Annotated in this window: 19 protein-coding genes; 12 read left to right on the plus strand and 7 right to left on the minus strand. The window is 66.0% G+C overall.

Going from position 1 to position 19,379, the window contains the following annotated elements:
* Positions 1-84 precede the first annotated feature (84 nt).
* Together IE88_RS0108455 and IE88_RS0108460 are read left to right on the plus strand one after the other, a co-directional pair.
* Positions 85-1,887 (plus strand): alpha-amylase family glycosyl hydrolase, encoded by a 1,803-nt coding sequence (locus IE88_RS0108455; protein WP_031552957.1) that lies wholly within the window; start codon positions 85-87, stop codon positions 1,885-1,887.
* A 42-nt stretch (positions 1,888-1,929) separates the two neighbouring features.
* Entirely contained in the window at positions 1,930-2,982 is a 1,053-nt protein-coding gene (locus tag IE88_RS0108460) for a LacI family DNA-binding transcriptional regulator (RefSeq protein WP_051881731.1), read from the plus strand.
* A 3-nt stretch (positions 2,983-2,985) separates the two neighbouring features.
* Here the strand turns inward: IE88_RS0108460 and IE88_RS0108465 are convergent, their stop codons facing one another.
* Together IE88_RS0108465 and IE88_RS0108470 are read right to left on the minus strand one after the other, a co-directional pair.
* Positions 2,986-4,605 (minus strand): sodium:solute symporter, encoded by a 1,620-nt coding sequence (locus IE88_RS0108465; RefSeq protein WP_031552970.1) that lies wholly within the window; start codon positions 4,603-4,605, stop codon positions 2,986-2,988.
* Between the two features lie 452 nt (positions 4,606-5,057).
* Positions 5,058-5,333, minus strand: a complete 276-nt coding sequence (locus IE88_RS0108470; RefSeq protein WP_031552973.1) for a metal-sensitive transcriptional regulator — start codon at positions 5,331-5,333, stop codon at positions 5,058-5,060.
* Between the two features lie 225 nt (positions 5,334-5,558).
* On the opposite strand from IE88_RS0108470, the gene IE88_RS0108475 reads away from it, so the two are divergent.
* The 7 genes from IE88_RS0108475 to IE88_RS0108505 all read left to right on the plus strand — a co-directional run bounded on the left by IE88_RS0108475 (position 5,559) and on the right by IE88_RS0108505 (position 13,113).
* Entirely contained in the window at positions 5,559-5,924 is a 366-nt protein-coding gene (locus tag IE88_RS0108475) for a hypothetical protein (protein ID WP_156032509.1), read from the plus strand.
* A gap of 51 nt (positions 5,925-5,975) precedes the next feature.
* Positions 5,976-7,871, plus strand: a complete 1,896-nt coding sequence (locus IE88_RS0108480) for a copper resistance system multicopper oxidase (protein ID WP_031552979.1) — start codon at positions 5,976-5,978, stop codon at positions 7,869-7,871.
* On the plus strand, positions 7,871-8,659 hold the full coding sequence (locus IE88_RS0108485) for a copper resistance protein B (RefSeq protein WP_031552982.1): 789 nt from the start codon (positions 7,871-7,873) through the stop codon (positions 8,657-8,659). Before IE88_RS0108480 ends, IE88_RS0108485 begins: the two co-directional genes overlap by 1 nt.
* Before the next feature lie 13 nt (positions 8,660-8,672).
* Positions 8,673-9,995 (plus strand): APC family permease, encoded by a 1,323-nt coding sequence (locus IE88_RS0108490; RefSeq protein ID WP_031552992.1) that lies wholly within the window; start codon positions 8,673-8,675, stop codon positions 9,993-9,995.
* Entirely contained in the window at positions 9,992-10,462 is a 471-nt protein-coding gene (locus IE88_RS0108495; protein WP_031552994.1) for a hypothetical protein, read from the plus strand. The genes IE88_RS0108490 and IE88_RS0108495 overlap by 4 nt, the downstream gene beginning before the upstream one ends.
* Positions 10,449-12,671, plus strand: a complete 2,223-nt coding sequence (locus tag IE88_RS0108500) for a copper-transporting P-type ATPase (protein ID WP_031552998.1) — start codon at positions 10,449-10,451, stop codon at positions 12,669-12,671. Before IE88_RS0108495 ends, IE88_RS0108500 begins: the two co-directional genes overlap by 14 nt.
* A 73-nt stretch (positions 12,672-12,744) precedes the next feature.
* A complete protein-coding gene (locus IE88_RS0108505; RefSeq protein ID WP_081871544.1) occupies positions 12,745-13,113 on the plus strand; it encodes an ion channel in 369 nt (122 codons plus the stop codon).
* Positions 13,114-13,120: 7 nt separating this feature from the next.
* On the opposite strand, the gene IE88_RS0108510 is transcribed toward IE88_RS0108505, so the two are convergent.
* The 3 genes from IE88_RS0108510 to IE88_RS0108520 all read right to left on the minus strand — a co-directional run bounded on the left by IE88_RS0108510 (position 13,121) and on the right by IE88_RS0108520 (position 14,694).
* On the minus strand, positions 13,121-13,534 hold the full coding sequence (locus tag IE88_RS0108510; protein WP_156032511.1) for a hypothetical protein: 414 nt from the start codon (positions 13,532-13,534) through the stop codon (positions 13,121-13,123).
* 127 nt (positions 13,535-13,661) lie between these two features.
* A complete protein-coding gene (locus IE88_RS0108515; RefSeq protein WP_202900464.1) occupies positions 13,662-14,153 on the minus strand; it encodes a DUF305 domain-containing protein in 492 nt (163 codons plus the stop codon).
* Positions 14,143-14,694 (minus strand): c-type cytochrome, encoded by a 552-nt coding sequence (locus IE88_RS0108520; protein ID WP_036766914.1) that lies wholly within the window; start codon positions 14,692-14,694, stop codon positions 14,143-14,145. The genes IE88_RS0108515 and IE88_RS0108520 overlap by 11 nt, the downstream gene beginning before the upstream one ends.
* 172 nt (positions 14,695-14,866) lie before the next feature.
* Between IE88_RS0108520 and IE88_RS0108525 the strand changes: the two genes are divergently transcribed.
* From IE88_RS0108525 to IE88_RS0108535, 3 genes are read left to right on the plus strand one after another with little or no spacing between them, the layout of a single operon-like run.
* Positions 14,867-15,871: an SDR family oxidoreductase gene (locus IE88_RS0108525; protein ID WP_031553015.1), complete on the plus strand. Its 1,005-nt coding sequence runs from the start codon at positions 14,867-14,869 to the stop codon at positions 15,869-15,871.
* On the plus strand, positions 15,861-17,690 hold the full coding sequence (locus tag IE88_RS0108530; protein WP_081871545.1) for a glycoside hydrolase family 15 protein: 1,830 nt from the start codon (positions 15,861-15,863) through the stop codon (positions 17,688-17,690). The genes IE88_RS0108525 and IE88_RS0108530 overlap by 11 nt, the downstream gene beginning before the upstream one ends.
* Positions 17,687-18,175, plus strand: a complete 489-nt coding sequence (locus IE88_RS0108535) for a hypothetical protein (RefSeq protein WP_051881733.1) — start codon at positions 17,687-17,689, stop codon at positions 18,173-18,175. Before IE88_RS0108530 ends, IE88_RS0108535 begins: the two co-directional genes overlap by 4 nt.
* Here the strand turns inward: IE88_RS0108535 and IE88_RS0108540 are convergent.
* Both IE88_RS0108540 and IE88_RS0108545 read right to left on the minus strand, forming a co-directional pair.
* Positions 18,172-18,906, minus strand: a complete 735-nt coding sequence (locus IE88_RS0108540) for an RES family NAD+ phosphorylase (protein WP_031553024.1) — start codon at positions 18,904-18,906, stop codon at positions 18,172-18,174. The genes IE88_RS0108535 and IE88_RS0108540 overlap by 4 nt on opposite strands.
* Positions 18,903-19,316, minus strand: coding sequence for an MbcA/ParS/Xre antitoxin family protein (locus tag IE88_RS0108545; RefSeq protein WP_031553026.1), 414 nt, complete (start codon positions 19,314-19,316; stop codon positions 18,903-18,905). The genes IE88_RS0108540 and IE88_RS0108545 overlap by 4 nt, the downstream gene beginning before the upstream one ends.
* Positions 19,317-19,379 lie beyond the last annotated feature (63 nt).

Genomic DNA, 19,379 nt, shown 5'->3' on the forward strand with positions numbered 1-19,379 from the left:
CAAGAGAGCGCCGATTGAGACAGCCTGAAGGCCGGCGGCGCGAAGGCGATAACAGTGCGCTGCGCGAGAAATCGGGAGGACGTCATGAAACGGATCACGCACGCGGCGCTCGGCGCACTGGCTCTTTTCCCGGCGACGGCGGCGGCACAGGCTCCTTCCCTCGACCGGCCGGCCGAGGACGAGATCATCTATTTCCTTCTGCCGGACCGGTTCGAGAACGCCGATCCGTCGAACGACCGGGGCGGCTTGTCCGGCGACCGCCTCGCCACCGGCTACGACCCATCGGACAAGGGGTTCTATCACGGCGGCGACCTCGCGGGGCTCGCGGCGCGCCTCGACTATATCGAGGGCCTGGGCGCAACGGCGATCTGGCTGGGGCCGGTCTATGTGAACAAGCCTGTCCAGGGGCCGCCCGGACAGGAGAGCGCCGCCTATCACGGCTACTGGATCACCGACTTCACCGATGTCGATCCGCATCTCGGGACGAAGGAAGAGCTGAAGTCGCTGGTGGACGCGGCGCATGCCCGCGGCATCAAGGTCTTTCTCGATATCGTGGTGAACCACACGGCCGATGTCATCCAGTACGAAGAATGCATCGCGGACGGAAAGTGCGGCTACAGGTCCTTGGCCGACTATCCCTACACGACGCGCGGCGGCCCGGAGGGCGAGCGGATCAATGACGGCTTCCTCGGGGACGCTGTCCGAACGGAAGAGAACTTCGAACGCCTCGAGCGTCCGGACTACGCCTTCACGCCGTTCGTTCCGGATGAAGAGCGGGAGGCGAAGGCGCCCGCCTGGCTCAACGACCCGATCTACTACCACAATCGCGGCAACTCGGCCTTTCGCGGCGAGAGCTCGCTCTATGGCGACTTCTCCGGCCTCGACGATCTGATGACGGAGCATCCGCGCGTGGTGGAAGGCATGATCGACATCTATGGCGACTGGATCGCGCGCTTCGGCGTGGACGGCTTCCGGGTGGATACGGCGCGGCATGTGGAGCCGGGCTTCTGGCGGTCCTTCCTGCCCGCCATGCAGCAGCGCGCGGAAGAAGCGGGGCGGCCGGGCTTCTTCGTCTTCGGCGAGGTCGCCATGAGCGATCCGGCAGTCCTGGCGGAGCATACGCGGCGGCACGGCTTCGAGGCGGTGCTGGATTTCGCGCTCCGGGACGCGATCATCGACGTCGTCGCGCGCGGCGAGCCGACGAGCGCCCTATCCGAGGTCTTCGCCGCCGATATCCTTTATGAGGGCGGCGAAGAGGCGGCACGCAGGCTTCCGACCTTCATCGGCAACCATGATGACGGCCGCTTCTCGACCATGGTCGCGCGTGCCCGGCCGGAGGCGACCCCCCAGGAGGTGCTCGACCGCGTGCGCCTCGGCTATGCGCTCCTGATGACGGCCCGCGGCGTGCCGACGCTCTATGCCGGCTCGGAGCAGGGTTTCGTCTCGGACGGAAACGACAAGGATGCGCGCGAGGACATGTTCGAAAGCCGGGTCGCGGTCTATAACGACAACGATCTTCTGGGCACCGACGCCACGACGGCCCGGAGCAATTTCGACCCCGACCACCCGCTCTACCGTTTCGTGTCGGAGATGGCGGCCCTGCGCAAGCAGGAGCCGGCCCTGCGCCGGGGCGCGCAGGTCGAGCGGCTGAGCGAGGCCGAAGGCGGCCTCTATGCCTTCTCGCGCCTCGATGAGGCGATCGGCCGCGAGATCCTCATGGTGGCCAATGCCGAGAACCGCCCGCGGGAGGCTTCGGTGCCGGTGGATGCGCGATCGGCTCAATGGTCCGGGCTTCGGGGCGCCTGCGCGGCCTCGCCCGACGCGCCGGGCAGCTATCCCGTAAAGGTGCCGGCGCGCGGGTTCGTTCTTTGCCGCTCGGTCTGGTAGGGAAGCGCCGGGGCGAGCCTGCGGAGCAGAGCGAGGGGACGAATGGCGGAGGACGCGAGGCACGAGAGCGGCGAGGAGCGGCAGCCGGCGACGATGTCCCACATCGCGCGGCAGCTGGGCGTATCGGAGTCCACCGTCTCCCGCGCCCTCGCCGGCTCCTCCCTCGTCAAGGCTGAGACCCGCGCCAAGGTGGAGGCGCTGGCGGCCGAGCTCGGCTTCTCGGTCAACCTCAACGCCCAGCGCCTCAAGCGCCGCCGGTCGCAGACGGTCGAGGTCGTCATTCCCGTCGAGGAATACGGCCGGCAGCACATGTCCGACCCCTTCTTCCTCGACATGATTGGCGCCCTCGCCGACGCCCTCACCGATGCGGGTTACGACATGCTCCTGTCCAAGAGGACGCCCTGGGCGGTCGGGGCGGACGGTCGCATGCGCCCGAACCCGCTCACCTCGGGCCGGGCCGACGGCGTGATCATCATCGGGCAGGGCCGCGACCAGACCCATTTGCGGGCCTTCACCTCGCAGCACAGGCAGGTCGTCATATGGGGCGATCCCGAAGTGGCGGGCGACTATCTGCTCGTCGGCGTCGACAACCGCCGCGGCGGCGCGCTGGCGACGGAGCACCTCCTGTCCCGCGGGCGCGAGCGCATCGCCTTTCTCGGCGATCCGGGCGAGCCGGAGATCTCGCAGCGCTGCGAGGGCTACAAGGATGCGCTCAAGGCGGCCGGCCTCGCTGTCGATGCGGAGCTCATCGTGCCCGCCCGCTTCGATCCCGCCGATGCGATGGACGCGGCCCAGCGCTTTCTCGAGGCGGCGCCCTCGATCGACGGGATCGTCGCGGCGACGGATGTCATCGGCATGGCGGCGATCGCAGCGCTGCGCGAGGCCGGCCTTCGCGTGCCGGACGACGTGGCCGTGACGGGCTACGACGACATCCATTCGGCCCGCTCGGCCTCTCCCGCCCTGACGACGGTGAGCCAGGGGATCGCCGAGGGCGGCCGCCTCCTGGTCGAGACGCTCCTCGCCGCGATCGGGGGCGGGACGGTCCGCGGCCGGCTGATCGAGCCGCGCCTGATCGTGCGCGACAGCAGCGGCTGAGCGCTACCAGAAGGCGATCAGCAGGATCGCGCAGAGCCCCATCAGGCCGAGGAATTGGAGGCGGTAGTTCTGCCACCATGGCAGGGCGCGCAACGCCTCGGTCTCTGCCGCATAGACGCGCGGCGTCCAGACATAGGCATCCACCTGCGCCCGGTCCGGCGGCGGCGTCGCAAGGGAGACGGCCGCCATGATCAGCGCCGAGACCAGCGCGACGGCCGGGGCGACATAAAGCCAGTGCCAATGGCTCCAGCCGATGAGCGGCTGCGCGCCGAGCCCCGGTCCGACCACCTGCCCCGCGAAAAGCGCGAGGCCGCTCAGCGTGCCGAGGAGCAGGGCCGCATTCGCACCCTGCCTGTTCGCGCGCGGCCAGAATGTGCCGACGAGATAGAGCGCGACCACTGGACCGACCGTATAGCTCAGCACCTGCTGGATATATTCGAAGATCGATTCGAAGCGTCCGATCTGCGGCGCCCAGATCACGCCGAACAGCATGACGAGGAAGGTCACGAGCCGACCGATCTGCATCAGCGCCCCGGCCGATAGGCCCGGCCGCGCCGTCCGCACGAAATCCATCGTCACCATGGTGGAGGCGGAGTTGAGGGTCGAATCGATGAGGCTCATCAGGGCCGCGAAGAACCCTGCCAGCACGAGGCCCAGGAGCCCGACCGGGAGAAGGTCGAACATGAGGGTGGGATAGACCAGATCCGCCCGCGGAAGCTCGGGGTAGAGGAGGATGGCGAGCGTTCCGGGCAGGACCATGATGAACAGGACCGGCAGCTTGAGGAAGCCGGCCAGGATCGCGCCCCAGCGGGCGTGATTGGCGTCGCGGGCGGCTAGGAAACGCTGCGCCATGAACTGGTTCGTGCCCCAGAAATAAAAGCCGAGAAGCGGCACCCCTGTCAGGAGCGCCGGCCACGGCATGTCCGGATCCGTCACGGGACGGACCAGTGACAGCTTGTCCGCGGAGACCGCCCCCGCGACCGCGCCCCATCCCCCGACCTCCGCAAGGGCGATGGCGGAGATCACGCAGGCCCCGATCAGGAGGAGGACGGCCTGGATGACGTCGGTCACCATCACCGCCGACAGCCCGCCGAGGATCGTGTAGCCCCCGGCGATCACCGCCAGGATCGCCACGGTCTCCCAAACCGCGGCGCCGGGAAAGACGAGCTGCACGAGAAGCGCACCGGCGTAGAGGCTCGCGGCCGTATCCACCACGACGTTCAGGAACAAAGTGAGGCCGGCGAAATAGAGCCGCGCCGCCCGCCCGAAGCGCCGCTCGAGGAATTCCGGCATGGTATAGACCTGGCTGCGCAGGACCTGCGGCAGGACGAAGAGCGCGAAGAAGGCCAGGACTACCGCCGCCATCCACTCATAGTTGAAGACCCAGATCCCCGAGCCGTAGGCGCTGCCCGCCAGGCCCACCAGGGTCGTCGAGGAGATGTTCGAGGCGAACAGCGAAAAGCCGATCACCGGCCAGATCATGCGCCGGCCCGCCAGGAAATAGTCCTCGGCGTCGTGGCTGCGCCGCGCTGCCCATATGCCCAGGGCGACCATCGCGATCGCATAGAGCCCGAGCATCGCGATATCGACCGGGTGCAGAGCAGCCCCTTCGAGCGTTCCCATTGCGGGCTCTCGCCTCCCCTTCCTGACCGGAGCCCTGCCCCGCTGTCCCGGGCGGCGCGGCATCCGCATGGACGGTGCCCAACCCGGCTTTCCTTCGCAAGACGCTGCACGTTGCGGGTCTGCCCGGCGCTGCGCAGCGGCGCGCCAATCCGGAACCGTATACGGAAAGCATCGCCGGACGCTATGGCGCATCCGCCGCGAGCGGAAAGGGACGGCGCATGCCGCCCCTGGCGATGATCGATTTTCGGGGGAACGGCCACTTCCTGCTAAGCAGAAAGTGGCGCGAGTGACGGGCCTAGAAACGAAATTTTCCCTATTATATATCAAGGAGATAACGCATGTCGAGACAAAATCTGTAGCACAGTCCCGGGCCAATTTGTGGCACACCCTGTCGGGCTGCGGCTGGGTATCTGATCGCAGAAACGGACTGTCGGACCAGCGGGGACAATAGCCTATTTCCGACGGCCGCCGAGAACCGCGACGAGTTCCTCAACCTTCTCTCGCCGTGCGTCGAGATCCTCCGAGCAGAGGGCGTGCTCGACACAGGTATCGAGGTGGTCATCCAGCACAACCTTCTCGAGGCTGCCCAGCGCCGCCTTGATCGCCTGGACCTGGCGGACGACGTCTATGCAGTAGCGATCGGTATCGACCATCTTCGCCACGCCGCGCACCTGGCCTTCGATACGCGCCAGGCGTTTCATTGCAGAGGTCTTGGTCTCGGCTCTCATCGCATACTCCGTTAGGGGTATAGATGTGCGACGCATTCCGGCCGAACGCAACCGGCTCCGGACGAAAGCCTCGCCGTACTTCCCAGGCGTCACCGGAACGTTCGTCCGTCTGAGGCATTCGTTGTTAACAGAGGTGAGAGAGCTGTGCCGACCGCGACAACTGAAGACTGCTCTTGAATGTTCAGCGGCGAAGCCATACCCCTTAGGGGTATAGATGTGGTTCGCATGGATCTGGCGAAAGAAATAACGACTTCGCGGCGCACAATCGGGTTGCTCCTTGCGCTCCTGATCGTTCTCGGGACGCTGGTTTGCCTGCCTCAAACCGCCACGGCCCGATCGTCCATGGATGTCGCGAAGGATGCGTCTGCGGTCGAGCTGCATTCCCATTATGGGGTGGGCAGTGCCTGCCGCGAAATATGCACGGCCTGCCTGAGCGAACCTGCCGCCCAGCTTTTCGAGAGCGAAGGGAACATCAGTACGCATTCCGCACCGGCGGAAGAGGCTTCGTTCTTTGTCGCCCGCCCGTCGGCACCCTTTGCGTTCGCGGCCCCCTTTGATCCCGTTACTTTGTTCGATGTCATCAGACGGTGAGACGGCCCTGCTCGCTTTCGAGAACAGGACAATGAACCACAGGATATCAGCATGCTGAATAGACGCCATTTCATCGGAACCGCCGCCACCGCCCTTGCGTCGCAGTCCCTCCTTCCGGCCTGGGCTCAGTCGGATCGGCAGGGCAATCGGGGCCTCGACCCGCTGACGCGGAACCAATTCGACCTGACCATCGGACGAACGCCCGTGCGTATCGATGGGCGAGCGGGGCACGCCGTCACGGTGAACGACACCCTGCCCGCGCCGCTCATCCGAATGCAGGAAGGGGAGGACATCGTTCTGCGCGTGACCAACACGCTCGACGAATGGTCCTCGATCCACTGGCATGGCCTGCTCGTGCCGGCCTCGATGGACGGCGTGCCGGGGGTCAGCTTTCCCGGCATCGCGCCCCGTTCGACCTTCGAGTATCGCTTCCCGCTCAAGCAGGCGGGCACCTATTGGTACCACAGCCATTCGGCCTTTCAGGAACAGCTCGGGCTCTACGGCCCCCTAGTCATCGATCCTGCCCGGGCCGAGGCCGAGAGCTATGACCGGGAATTCGTTGTCGTCCTGTCGGACTGGACGTTTGCCGATCCCCACCGCCTTTTCGCCCAACTGAAGAAGATGGGCGACACGCTCAATTTCCAGAAACGCACCGCGGCGGATCTCGCGGCCGATGCGCGTCAGGACGGGCTCGGCGCCGCCCTCGGGAACCGGGCGATGTGGGGACGCATGCGGATGATGCCGACCGACCTCGCCGATGTGAACGGGGCGCAATATACGTACCTCGTTAATGGTCATGGTCCGGACGATAACTGGACCGGCTTCTTCGAACCCGGTGAACGCGTCCGCCTCCGGATCATCAATGCGAGCGCCATGTCGATCTTCAACGTGCGGATTCCTGGCCTGCCGATGACGGTCATCAACGCCCACGGGCTCGACGTACGGCCGGTCACCTTCGAGGAATTCCAGATCGGCACCGCCGAGACCTATGACGTGATCGTGGAGCCAAAGGACAGGGCCTACCGTCTCGTCGCCGCCTCGATCGACAGTTCGGGCCAGGCGCTAGCGACGCTGACGCCACGTCTCGGGGAGACTGCGGAGGCCCCACCCCTGCGGCCACGGCCGCTCCTCACTATGAAGGATATGGGGATGAGCGGCATGATGGCGTCCGACATGGCGACGCCCGCAGAGCCCGGCATGGAGGGTCAGGGCCATGCCCTCACCTATCCCGAGAATGCAGAACCGGGCGGAGCCATGGCGGGTATGGCGATGGATCATGGAGACATGACGATGACCGACCACCACCACCCAATGGGCCCCGGCGTCGCCAATGTCGCGATGAACCCCGTCAGTCGCCTGCATGAACCGGGGCTCGGCCTTGAGCGCGTCCCACACCGCACCCTCAGCTATGCCCAGTTGCGGAGCCTTCGTCCGAACACGGATCGACGACCGCCCGAGCGGGAAGTCGAGATCCATCTGACCTCCAATATGGAGCGCTATATGTGGTCCTTCGATGGTGTGAAATTCTCCGAGGTCGAAGACTCGATCAAGTTCTACGAGGGCGAGCGGGTCCGGCTGACTCTCGTGAACGACACGATGATGCCGCACCCGATCCACCTGCACGGGATGTTCTTCGATCTGGTCATCCCGGACTATGATGAGGGCGAGGACGGCGAGCGCTACCTTCCTGGCCTCCACACCATCCTGACCAAGCCCGGCGAGAAGCTGTCCGTGGACATCACGCCGCCCGAACGTGGTGACTGGGCCTTTCACTGCCACCTTCTCTACCACATGCATGCGGGCATGATGCAGGTCGTCAGCGTGCTGCCACGCGACGACCGTCCACCCCTGAGGGAGATCGGGGCAGGACCGCCTCAGGCCACCCATCCAGCGGAGACGCCGGTCAAGCGCGACATGGACCATGGCGAGCATGGAGGGACGCACTGATGAGAACCGCTTGTCTGATCGGCCTTCTGGCCCCCCTCACCCTGACACCCCTTCACGCTCAGGAGCAAAGAGATCCCCCTTGGGAAGCGGCCGATGGCGTTTATGGCCCGGAGGCCATGCGCGAGGCCCGTAGGCGGGTCCAGGACGAGAACGGCGACATCCGCTACGGCCTCGCCATGATCGACCGCCTCGAATGGCAGGACACGGAAGGAGACGGGACGCTCGTCTGGGATGTCCAGGGCTATTATGGCGGCGATATCAACAAGGTGTGGGTGAAATCCGAAGGCGACTATTCGCTCACCGATGATGAGGTCGAGGAAGCGGAGGTTCAGCTCCTTTATTCACGGGCGATCTCGCCCTATTTCGACCTTCAGACCGGTATTCGCCAGGACCTCGAGCCCGACGGGCTGTCCCACGCGGTTCTTGGTATCCAAGGGCTCGCGCCCTATTGGTTCGAGACGGACGCCGCGCTCTTTCTCTCCGAAGAGGGCGACCTGACCGGTCGCGTGGAGGCCGAAGTCGAATGGTTCCTGAGCCAGCGACTGATCCTCCAGCCGCGTCTCGAAGCAGGCCTCAGTGCCCAGAGCATTGAGGAGCGCGATGTCGGCGCGGGTCTGACGGATGTCAGCCTCGGGGCCCGGCTGCGCTATGAGGTGAAGCGCTCCTTCGCCCCCTATGTCGGCGCCGAATGGCGGTCGCGCTTCGGGGAGACCGCGGACCTCCAGGAACGGCTTGGTCAGGAGACGGACGAGGTGGTGGTGGTCGCCGGTCTCAGGGCCTGGTTCTAGGGAGGCACCGTCGATGGCAAAAGATCAGTCCTACGAACAAGGCAGCCTGTCCCTATGGGGCACGATTGCCATGGGGACCGGCGTGATGATCGGGGCGGGCATCTTCGCCCTTACCGGGCAGGTCGCCGAGCTGTCCGGTGACCTCTTCCCCCTCGCCTTCCTCTTCGCCGCGGCGATCAGCGGCTTCTCCGCTTACAGCTACATCAAGGTCGCGAGCGCCTACCCGTCCGCTGGCGGCATCGCGATGATCCTGAAGAAGGCCTATGGCCAGACCACCGTGACGGGGGCGGCCGCCCTCCTCATGGCGTTCTCGATGATCATTAATGAAAGCCTCGTTGCGCGGACCTTCGGCAGCTACGCGCTTCGACCGTTTGGGGTGGCGGACGACAGCGTGCTGATCCCCGTCCTCGCGGTCGGTCTCGTCGTCTTCGCCTTCGTCGTGAACGTGGCGAACAACAAATGGATCGGCGGGATCAGCCAGATCGCCGCCATCCTGAAGATCGGGGGCATCCTCGTCTTCGGGATCGTGGCCATGGCGGCCGCGGGGTTCTCCTTCGAGCCCTATGAGAACGGGCTCGCTAACGACACCGGTGCCTTCGGCTTTCTCGCCGGAACAGCCCTCGCCATCCTCGCCTTCAAGGGGTTCACGACGATCACCAATTCCGGTGACGAGGTGAAGAACCCCAAGAAGAATGTCGGCCGGGCCATCATCATCTCCCTCGCCATCTGCGCCTTCGTCTACCTCGTCGTGGCCTTCGGTGTCGCCTCGACCCTGTCGGTGGAAGAGATCGTCGCGGCCAAGGATTATGCACTGGCGGAGGCCGCCCGGCCGGCCGTGGGATCGCTGGGCGTCGGTTTCACCGTGGCCGTGGCGCTGATCGCCACCGCCTCGGGGATCCTCGCCAGCGTCTTCGCGGTATCGCGCATGCTGACCATGCTGACGGAGATGAAGCTGATCCCGCACCGTCACTTCGGGATGAGCGGGCCGATCCACCGCCACCTCCTCGTCTACACCGTGGTGCTCGCCGGCACGCTGGCCGCCTTCTTCGACCTGACCCGCATCGCGGCCCTTGGCGCCATCTTCTACCTGGTCATGGACATCATCATCCATTGGGGCCTCTTGCGTCATCTCCGGGAGGATGTCGGCGCCAAGGGATGGGTGGTGATCACCGCCATTATCCTCGATGCGGTTGCGCTCCTCGCCTTCGTCGTCATGAAGGCCCAGCAGGACTGGTTGGTGGTCGCCATCGCCCTTGTGGGCATTGTCCTCACCTTCGTCGGGGAACGGATCTTCCTTCAGCAAAGCCAGGGAGATGAAGCGGGAGCAGCGCGATGAGCGAGCGGCTGAGGCGCATCTTCTCCTCGCCGGAGTTTGCCGTGGCACTCTTCGGCTTTCTTCTGCATTTCGTATGGGAATTCTGGCAGGTCCCCTATTATGCCGACATGCCGGACATCAGCCACTGGCAGGGTGTCCGGATTTGCACCATGGCCACGATCGGCGATGTGGTGATCGTCGTGACGGCGTTCCTCGCGGCCCGCTTGGCCACGGGCTCGCGCCGCTGGATCCTCGAGAAGGATCGGCGCGGCATGGTCGTCTTCGTCCTCACCGGTCTTGGCATCACCATCGCCGCCGAATGGGTGTTCACCGACCTCCTCGGCCGCTGGGCGTATGCGGACGGAATGCCGGTCATTCCTGTTCTCGGGACCGGCCTCACCCCGTTCCTTCAATGGCTGATTTTACCCTTCGGCATCGTTCTTCTCTCCCGCCCCTTTCTCCGAGGTCTGCATCATGACGTCCCGTGATCACTGCCATCAAAGCGGCCACACCCCCCACGCCCATGACGATAAGGCGACGGACAAAGGCGCCTACGACACCATTCCGGACGGCTTCACCGGCACGGTCTACACCTGCCCGATGCACCCGCAGGTGCGGGCGCCGAAGACAGGCCCCTGCCCCTTATGCGGCATGGCCCTCGAACCCGAAGGCGTGGTGGTCGGCGAGGAAGACGATGCGGAGCTGCGCGACATGTCCCGGCGGTTCTGGCTTTCGGCGATCCTCACCATCCCCCTCTTCCTCTACGCCATGGGCGACATGCTGCCCGGTCGCCCGCTGGGACGGCTGATCGAGGAAGACTGGGCGCAATGGGCTCAGCTTCTGCTCGCGGCGCCCGTGGTGCTGTGGGGCGGCGGGCCGTTCTTCGCCCGAGGAATCCGGTCCTTCCGCACCGGCCATCTCAACATGTTCTCCCTGATCGCCCTCGGCGTCGGGGTCGCTTTCGCCTACTCGCTGGTCGCCACGGCGGTCCCGGGCCTCTTTCCCGACGCGTTTCGCGGCCCTGACGGCAATGTCGCCGTCTATTACGAGGCGGCCGCCGTCATCGTGACGCTCGTCCTTCTGGGGCAGGTCCTGGAGCTCCGCGCCCGCAGCGCCACCTCCGGCGCAATCCGCGCCCTCCTTGAACTGGCGCCGCCCGAAGCGATCCGCATCGGGACCGATGGCGAAGATGTCCGTGTGCCCATCGACGACATCCGTGGGGGGGACCGCCTCCGCGTGCGCCCGGGCGACAAGGTGCCCGTCGATGGCACCGTGAGCGAAGGCCGCTCCACGGTCGATGAGAGCATGATCACCGGCGAGCCCCTGCCCGTCACCAAGGAACCGGGCGACCGGGTCACTGGCGGCACGGTCAACGGGGCGGGCGGCTTCCTCATGGTGGCGGACCGGGTCGGGGAGGACACCGTCCTGTCCCAGATCGTCCGTATGGTCAGCGAGGCACAGCGCTCGCGCGCCCCGATCCAGAAGACGGTGGACCAGGTCTCGGCGATCTTCGTGCCCTCGGTGATCGCGGTGGCAGTGATTGCCTTCATCGCCTGGTGGCTCCTCGGACCCTCGCCGGCGCTCTCCTATGCGCTGGTCAACGCGGTCGCCGTGCTGATCATCGCCTGTCCCTGCGCCCTGGGGCTTGCGACGCCGATGTCGATCATGGTCGGCACCGGCAAGGGGGCCCGGGAAGGCATCCTCATCAAGAGCGCCGAGGCGCTCGAGACCTTCGAGAAGGTCGATACGCTGGTCGTCGACAAGACCGGCACGTTGACCGAGGGGCGCCCGGCCCTGGTCGGCATCGAACCGGCGACGGCATCCTCCGAAGACGATCTTCTCACCCTCGTGGCAGCGGTCGAGCGGGGCTCGGAACATCCCCTTGCCGAGGCGATCGTCCGGAGCGCCACCGAACGGGGCCTCGCCCTGCCCGACGCCTCCGGATTCCAGTCCGTGACCGGACAAGGCGCGATCGCCACGGTCGAGGGTCGACGTGTGGCGATCGGCAACGCCAAGCTGATGACCGCCGAGGGCGCCCAGGACGCGGCCCTTGCCGAGCGAGCCGACCGTCGCCGCACCGAGGGCGAGACGGTCATGTTCGTGGCGGTGGACGGACGCCCCGCGGGGCTTCTCGCCGTCGCCGACCCCATCAAGACGACGACCCCGGACGCCATCGCGACCCTGCACCGCGAAGGGTTAAAGGTCGTCATGCTGACGGGGGATGCGCGGGCGACAGCCGAAGCGGTGGCCAAGACGCTCGGCATCGACGAGGTGCATGCGGATGTCTCGCCCGAAGACAAGTTCGAGATCGTCTCGCAGCTCCAGGCCGCGGGGGCGAAGGTGGCCATGGCAGGTGACGGGATCAACGACGCCCCCGCCCTCGCCAAGGCCGATGTGGGTGTGGCCATGGGCACCGGCACCGATGTGGCGATGGAAAGCGCCGGTGTCACGCTGGTGAAGGGAGATTTGCGCGGAATCGCCGCCGCCTACCGGCTCAGCACCCTCACCATGCGGAACATCAGGCAAAACCTCTTCTTCGCCTTCGTCTACAATGCGGTCGGCGTGCCCGTCGCCGCGGGCATCCTCTACCCGTTCTTCGGCATTCTCCTCAACCCGATGATCGCGGCCGCAGCCATGAGCCTGTCGTCGATCTCGGTCATCGCGAATGCCCTCCGCCTCAGGAGCAAGACGCTATGACCACTGCCCCGAAAGGAGGTTTCCCCTGACCCTCGCTATCCTTCTGTCCATTGCTCTTTTTGTCGGCACGCTGATGCTGCACTGGGAGATCCTCAACCGCGTCAGTGTGCGAACGGCCAAGCTGACCGCGCCGCGGTTCGGGGCCATCTGCCTCGGCTTGATCCTGTTGCATTTCGCCGAAGTCGGGCTTTACGCCGCCGGCTTCGAGCTGGGCCGGGCCGTCGGTATCGGAAGCTTCAGCAAGCCGCCCGGCGCCGATTTCATGGATGTCTACTATTTCTCGCTCGCGACCTTCACCACGCTCGGGCTCGGAAAGGCGATGCCCGAGGGGCATCTCGCCTTCATCGCTGGCGTCGAGGCGTTCAACGGTTTCCTCTGCATCTCGATGTCGGCGTCCATGCTGTTCAAGCTGATGCCCGAGATCCGGAAGGAACAGGGTTGAGGGCAAGTCAGGCTGCGGAAGACTGGCAGCGATACCAGCCGCGATAGCCGACCGTCAGGCCGTCCTCGATCTCGAAATGCATCTCGGCCTTCTGCTGGCTCTCGCCGTTTTGGACGCGCGGCTTCTCCTCCAGCGGCCGCACCGTCAGACGCATCCCTTCGGTCTGAAAGGTGGTCGGGCCTGCCAAGGCCTCAGCCGTCGTCGCATCGGAGCGCAGCTCGACCAGCCGTCCGTGGATCTTCACGACCCCGGCGCCATTGCTGCCGGACAGAACCGGCTGGCTTGTCGCCGTATAGGCGAAACCGCAGCGGGCGCCGGGCGGCAGCACCTTGTCGATCTCCGCCGTCTGCATGGTTTCCGGATCGATCGCCGGAATGGCGGCGGTGTGAATGGCCTCGTCGGCGGAGACGATTTGAGGCATGGGTTCCGGCGCCATTTCGTTTTCCATTCCCTCTCCCGGGGCGGGCCCGCCACAACCGGCGAGCGCTGCCGCTGAGGCGGCGGTGAGAAAAAAGGGGATCATAGATCGTTTGGTCATCGGTCCCTCCTCAGTCGTCCGCTTCTTCGAGATCGGCGATCAGATATTTCATCTCGGCGATCTCGCGTTCCTGGGCGGCGATGATCTCATCGGCGAGCTTGCGCACCCGCGGGTCGGTGATCTGCGCTCGTTCGCTGGTCATGATGGCGATCGAGTGATGGGGGATCATGGCCCGCATATATTCCTGATCGTTGACCGTCGCCTGACTGCGGACAAGCCACAAGGTCAGGGCAAAGACGAAAGCGCTGCCGACGAAGATGCCGATATTGACCTTCATGTTCTTGTACATTGCCAGCATGAAGCCGAGCATAATCACGGCCATGGCGGCGCCCATGACGAAGGCCATCCAGAAGCGGGTCTCGCTCCAGAAGATGTGCTCGAACGCATAGGTGTTGAAATACATCAGGATGAACATGACCGTTGTCGAGGTCGCGATCATCGCGGCGAACCGCCAATAGGACATCTGCATATCGTGGCCCTCCTTCTTGTCCTTAGTGCTCATGACCGTCGTCGTGGTGTTCGCTCGACCCCATCGCTTCATACTCAACCTGCGTCATGCCCGGCAGGTCGGTGACGAAGGCTGTGATGTTCCACAGCGCCTCCTCGTCATGGGATGGACCGAAGGCGGGCATGCCGGAACTCTTGATGCCGTGATCGAGGATCCAGTAGATCTCGTTCGGCTTCCAATGGGCGGCTGCTTCGCTCAGATGGGGCGGCTGGGGCAGCATGGCTTCGGCCCAGCCGGCCCTGTCAATCCCGGGGCCGCCATGGCAATGCTGGCACATGGCCTTGTATTCGCCCGCGCCCGCCTCGACCATCGCCTGGGTAAAGGTCGGTGCACTACCCGTGGGCGCGCGGGATTGAATGGAATTCTTCAGCGTGGTTGACGCCGCCCATCGGCCGAAGGCGGAATGATCCTCCGTCGCCGCCACATTGTAGCCGCCGGAATAGACGGTGATCAGCCCGATGATCCCGGCAAGGACGATCAGGCCGACCACGCCAGCGGCGGCCCCAAGGCCGAAATGCTTGTGTTTCTCCGTCATGGATCCTCCCGGGTCTCGTGGTTTCTGACGCCTCTCCCTTGCGACAAACCGGCATACAGCCAGCGGGTATCAGTCGTTCAGGGAACGAGTTCAGGTCCGCAGGGGTTCCATCCCTCTATGCGGTTCACGCATCAAAGCCGTGTGCGTCGCAAAAACGTGAGGGAGGACGCTGATGAAGACCGTGGTCATCACCGGGGCATCGGGCGGGGTCGGGCGCACCCTCGCCAGAGCCTATGCCGATCGGGGATGCCGGATCGGCCTGATCGCCCGGGGCCGCAAGAGGCTGGAGCAAACCGCCCGCGAGGTGCGGGAGCGCGGCGGCGAGGCGCGGGTCCTGCCCCTGGATGTCGCCGATGCGGAAGCGGTGGCCCAGGCCGCGTCGACCTGCGAAGCCGAGCTTGGGCCGATCGATATCTGGATCAACGGCGCCATGGTGACCGTCTTCAGCCCGGTCAACCAGCTCGAGCCCGAAGAGGTCCACCGGGTTACCGCCGTCACCTATCTCGGCGCCGTCCACGGAACGATGGCCGCTCTGGGCCACATGCGTCCGCGGGGGCGAGGTACCATCGTGCAGATCGCTTCGGCCATCGGCTACCGGGCAATCCCGCTTCAATCCGCCTACTGCGCCGCCAAGGCAGCGATGATCGCCTTTTCTGACAGCCTGCGGACGGAATTGCGGCATGAAGGTGTCGGTATCGATGTCACCATGATGCAATTGCCGGCCGTCAACACCCCGCAATTCGAATGGGCGCGGAACAAGATGCCGAAGCGGCCCCAGCCCATGCCGCCCATCTATCGCGCCGAGGCGGTTGCCGAGGCCATCGTGGCCAAGGCGGAAAGCGGCGAACGCGAGATCTGGATCGGCCGGCCGGCGATGAAGGCCATCCTCGCCCAGAAACTGGCGCCGACCCTTGCCGAGCGGATGCTCGCGGACAGCGCCTGGTCCGGACAGATGACCGACGAACCGGCCGAGGCCGGGCGGCCGGACAATCTGTTCGAACCGGTCGAGATGGTGCCCTCTGAAGCCGAAGGGCGATTCCTCGACCGCGCCAAGACAGCTCGGCCCATGGCCCTCGGCACCGCGGCGCGCAATCGGCTCCTTGCAGGCGGCGGCGCGGCGGCGGTGGGCACGGCCACCCTTCTCCTGCGCCGGATCCTGCGCGGCCATGGCCGCTGATGCCTTGATGGTGCAGGCGGACCCATCGCTTGATGCCGCCTATCCGCCGCTCGGATCCTATGCGGTCATCGGCGACACGGCGACGCTGGCGCTGATCTCGCAAGCCGGCAGCATAGACTGGCTGTGCCTGCCCAATATCGACGACGCGGCCTGTTTGGGGCGCCTTCTCGATCATCACCGCGGCGGACATTTCACCGTCGCCCCGCCGCGCTTCCGTTCCGTCGAACGGACCTATCGCGACCACACGGCCATCCTCGAGAGCCGCTACGAAACGGGCGAAGGGGTGGTCACCGTCACCGACCTCATGGCCATTCCGGACCGGCATGGCCTTGGTCCCGAACGGTGGCTGATCCGACGGATCAGGGCAGAACGCGGCACACCGACGATCCGCTTCACCTATGCACCGCGCCCCGAGAACGGGAAAACCGTCCCGCAATGGCGAGACGGTGCCACCGGCGTCTGGCGATGGCGGACGGGCAAACGCGCACTGACCCTTCTCAGCGACGTGCCCGGCGCGCCGTCGGCGGACGGCACGGTCGAAGGGGAATGTCGATTGGAAGAAGGCGAGGAACGCCAGCTCCGGCTGGCTTTCACGTCCCATGATGTGCTCGCCCTCCCCGGCACCAAGAGCGTCACCCCGGCGATCGAGCGGACCGAGCGCTTCTGGCGCGCCTATGCGAGCCGCAGCACCTATCGCGGGCCCTACCGGGACGCCGTGGCCCACAGCGCCACCATGATCCGTCTTCTGACCTTCAGCCTGTCGGGCGCGATCCTTGCGGCGGGCACGACCTCCCTGCCCGAAGCGCCCGGCGGCACACGCAACTGGGACTACCGCTATTGCTGGCTGCGCGACGCGTCGTTCCTGATCCGCGCCTATCTCGGCCTCGGCTATCACGACGAAGCTCAGGCCTTCTTCACCTGGATCATGCACGCCACCCGCCTGACCGCGCCCGAGCTCAGGCCCTGTTACAGCGGCTACGGACGGACCGATATCAAGGAGCGCCGGATCGACCGCTTCGAGGGGTATCGGGGGGCAGGCCCGGTGCGGGACGGCAATGGGGCGGTGAGCCAGCGCCAGCTCGACGTCTACGGATCGGTGCTTCAGGCCGCGCTCCTCTTCGCCGAGGCGGGGGGCCGTCTCGAGCGATCCGAGCAGCGGCGCCTCCGGCGCTTCGCGCAGGTCGCGAGGGAGCAATGGACCCTGCCGGACAAGGGCATCTGGGAGATGCGGGGGCCGCCCCGGCACTATACCTATGGAAAGGCCATGTGCTGGTCCGCCCTCACCGCCTATACTGCTCTGGTCCGCCGGGGAACGATCAGGGACGACCCCGCCCCATACGAGGCTGAGGCGGACCGGATTCGCGGGGCGGTCTTCCGGCATGGCTGGAGCGAGGAGCGGCAGGCCTTCACAGGCGCGTTCGGCGCGGACTTCCTCGACGCCAGCCTGCTTCTCCTGCCCCGCTTCGGGATCTTCGAGGCCGATGACCCGCGCATGGTGTCCACTCGGCAAGCCATCGACGCAGAACTTCGCCGCGGTCCGCATCTCCGCCGCTATGCGAGGGGCGTCGATGGCGGCGGCGAGCCCGAAGGGACGTTCTGGGCCTGCGGGTTCTGGGCTGTGGAAGGCCTGGCCCGGGCGGGTGAGCATGAGGAAGCGCGAAGCCGCTTCGAGGCCCTTCTCGCGGATGTTCCGCCGACCGGAATCATCAGCGAGGAGCGCGACCCCGACACCGGCGCGCTTCTCGGCAACCTCCCCCAGGCCTTCTCCCATGCGGCGCTGATCAACGCGGCCCTCGCCATTGAGGAGGCATCCTCATGATCGACACGTTGATGGACCAGTGGCCAGCGATCGCCCTTTGGGGTCTCGCCGCGTCGGCGGTCATGTCGACCCTTCTCGAGGGCAGCCGGCTCCTCGGCTGGTCGCGCATGAGCCTGCCTTTCCTGTTTGGGACCTTTGTGACGGATCGGCGGGATCGCGCGATCGTCATCGGCTATGGCCTCTATCTCTTGGGCGGCTGGCTCTTCGCCATTCTCTACGCCGCCGCCCTGTTCAGCCTGGAGACGGTGAGCTGGTGGGCAGGTCTCGCCATCGGCGCGGTGCATGGGCTGTTCCTGATCGCCGTCTTCCTGCCGACCCTGCCGGCCGTCCATCCCAGGCTCGCCACGTCCTATGACGGGGCCCACGCATTGACCCAGCTCGAACCGCCCGGACCCTTCGGGCTCAATTACGGCCGCGCGACACCCCTGACCACCGTCCTCGCCCAGGCGCTGTTCGGGGCCGTTCTCGGCCTTGGTCTTGGCTAGCCCGACCTCTCGTCGGTCAGCCGGTAGACCGGGCCCGCGCCATCGCCCGTGACCTGCCGCAGGAGGTCGACGCGCGTCCCATTCCAGTGATAGCCGAAATGCCGCGCCTGGACGGGCACGCCCATCACATCGGGCCAGAAGGCGGCGAAGCACTCCCCGCCTTGGTTCCGGACGCTGGGATAGACGATGCCGTCTTCCCCCCTCTCCCGCATACGGACGGCGAAGGCGTGGGACGCGGCGTAATCCTTGGGGTCCAGAAGATCGCCGGGCGCGCCCGGTCTCAGGTTCAGAAGGTCCGCATCGAGCGCGCCGGTCACCTCGCGCAGGTCCGCGACCCAGCCCGGCGCCTCAGCCGTCGCCTTGAGGAAGAGCCCGATATGGTGGGCGGTCTCGGCCACCGCCGTCTCGAGCTGCCGGGCGCCGTAAAAGGCGCCTAAGCGGCCGGTGTGGAAGCGGCCCGGCCGGTCGGGGCTGCAATGGGTGAAGGGCGCCATGACATAGCTGGCGCCCGGCCCGCCGACCCGTCGGGCGGGCGGCACGAGATCGAGCTGGCCGATGGTCTCGGCAGCCCGCGGATTGGTGCGCGCCTCGGCCTGACCGAGAAGCGCCCAGTCCTCGGGATCAGCAATGTCCTCGAAGAGATCGATCGGCGGATAAGCCGAGTTGATCAGCCGGTAGTAAGGCTGCCACCGAACCTGTGTGTGGGGAGAGCCTTCCTCAGCCCCGGTCACCAGGGACTGCGTTGGGCGTCAAGATAGCGGCGCACCCGCATGAGGTCGGTGAGCTGTCCGCGCAGCATCACGTCAAGGGCGCTCCGCGCGCCGAAAGCCGCATTGGGCTTGCGGATCCAGGCATAGCCCCGCGCCTTCTCTTTGAAGAGAAGTCGCAGCGCCTTGTGGATCCCGACGAGGTTCGACAGCCGCGCCGCAAGATCGGGGCCCACACGGCCCGTCTGGCCCTGCTTCCAGCGCTGGAAGGTGCGCGGGGAAATATCGCCCAGAAGGGTGGACGCATCCTGATCGCTGAGATCCCAGAGCGCGAAAAGACGGATCACCGCCCGCTGCAGGGCGGCCACTTCCGCCTCCGTGAAGTGCGGCGCGCCGGGCGGCGGGGCCTGATCGATGGGGCGTAGTTGAACCACGATGGCTCCTGACGTTTGTCGTCATATTGGGGTTTATCTGCCATTTGTCAAGATGGCGCGTCC

The sequence above is a fragment of the Parvularcula oceani genome (assembly GCF_000733125.1).
GTDB classification, from domain to species: Bacteria; Pseudomonadota; Alphaproteobacteria; order Caulobacterales; family Parvularculaceae; genus Parvularcula; species Parvularcula oceani.

What these genes read in the sequence shown, in the direction of transcription:
- IE88_RS0108475 (WP_156032509.1), top strand. Translation starts at nt 5,559, where the DNA reads ATGGATCTGGCGAAAGAAATAACGACTTCGCGGCGCACAATCGGGTTG.
- IE88_RS0108455 (WP_031552957.1), top strand. Translation starts at nt 85, where the DNA reads ATGAAACGGATCACGCACGCGGCGCTCGGCGCACTGGCTCTTTTCCCG.
- IE88_RS0108460 (WP_051881731.1), top strand. Translation starts at nt 1,930, where the DNA reads ATGGCGGAGGACGCGAGGCACGAGAGCGGCGAGGAGCGGCAGCCGGCG.
- IE88_RS0108495 (WP_031552994.1), top strand. Translation starts at nt 9,992, where the DNA reads ATGAGCGAGCGGCTGAGGCGCATCTTCTCCTCGCCGGAGTTTGCCGTG.
- IE88_RS0108465 (WP_031552970.1), bottom strand. Translation starts at nt 4,605, where the DNA reads ATGGGAACGCTCGAAGGGGCTGCTCTGCACCCGGTCGATATCGCGATG.
- IE88_RS0108500 (WP_031552998.1), top strand. Translation starts at nt 10,449, where the DNA reads ATGACGTCCCGTGATCACTGCCATCAAAGCGGCCACACCCCCCACGCC.
- IE88_RS0108490 (WP_031552992.1), top strand. Translation starts at nt 8,673, where the DNA reads ATGGCAAAAGATCAGTCCTACGAACAAGGCAGCCTGTCCCTATGGGGC.
- IE88_RS0108505 (WP_081871544.1), top strand. Translation starts at nt 12,745, where the DNA reads ATGCTGCACTGGGAGATCCTCAACCGCGTCAGTGTGCGAACGGCCAAG.
- IE88_RS0108535 (WP_051881733.1), top strand. Translation starts at nt 17,687, where the DNA reads ATGATCGACACGTTGATGGACCAGTGGCCAGCGATCGCCCTTTGGGGT.
- IE88_RS0108530 (WP_081871545.1), top strand. Translation starts at nt 15,861, where the DNA reads ATGGCCGCTGATGCCTTGATGGTGCAGGCGGACCCATCGCTTGATGCC.
- IE88_RS0108485 (WP_031552982.1), top strand. Translation starts at nt 7,871, where the DNA reads ATGAGAACCGCTTGTCTGATCGGCCTTCTGGCCCCCCTCACCCTGACA.
- IE88_RS0108525 (WP_031553015.1), top strand. Translation starts at nt 14,867, where the DNA reads ATGAAGACCGTGGTCATCACCGGGGCATCGGGCGGGGTCGGGCGCACC.
- IE88_RS0108510 (WP_156032511.1), bottom strand. Translation starts at nt 13,534, where the DNA reads ATGCCTCAAATCGTCTCCGCCGACGAGGCCATTCACACCGCCGCCATT.
- IE88_RS0108480 (WP_031552979.1), top strand. Translation starts at nt 5,976, where the DNA reads ATGCTGAATAGACGCCATTTCATCGGAACCGCCGCCACCGCCCTTGCG.
- IE88_RS0108520 (WP_036766914.1), bottom strand. Translation starts at nt 14,694, where the DNA reads ATGACGGAGAAACACAAGCATTTCGGCCTTGGGGCCGCCGCTGGCGTG.
- IE88_RS0108470 (WP_031552973.1), bottom strand. Translation starts at nt 5,333, where the DNA reads ATGAGAGCCGAGACCAAGACCTCTGCAATGAAACGCCTGGCGCGTATC.
- IE88_RS0108515 (WP_202900464.1), bottom strand. Translation starts at nt 14,153, where the DNA reads ATGAGCACTAAGGACAAGAAGGAGGGCCACGATATGCAGATGTCCTAT.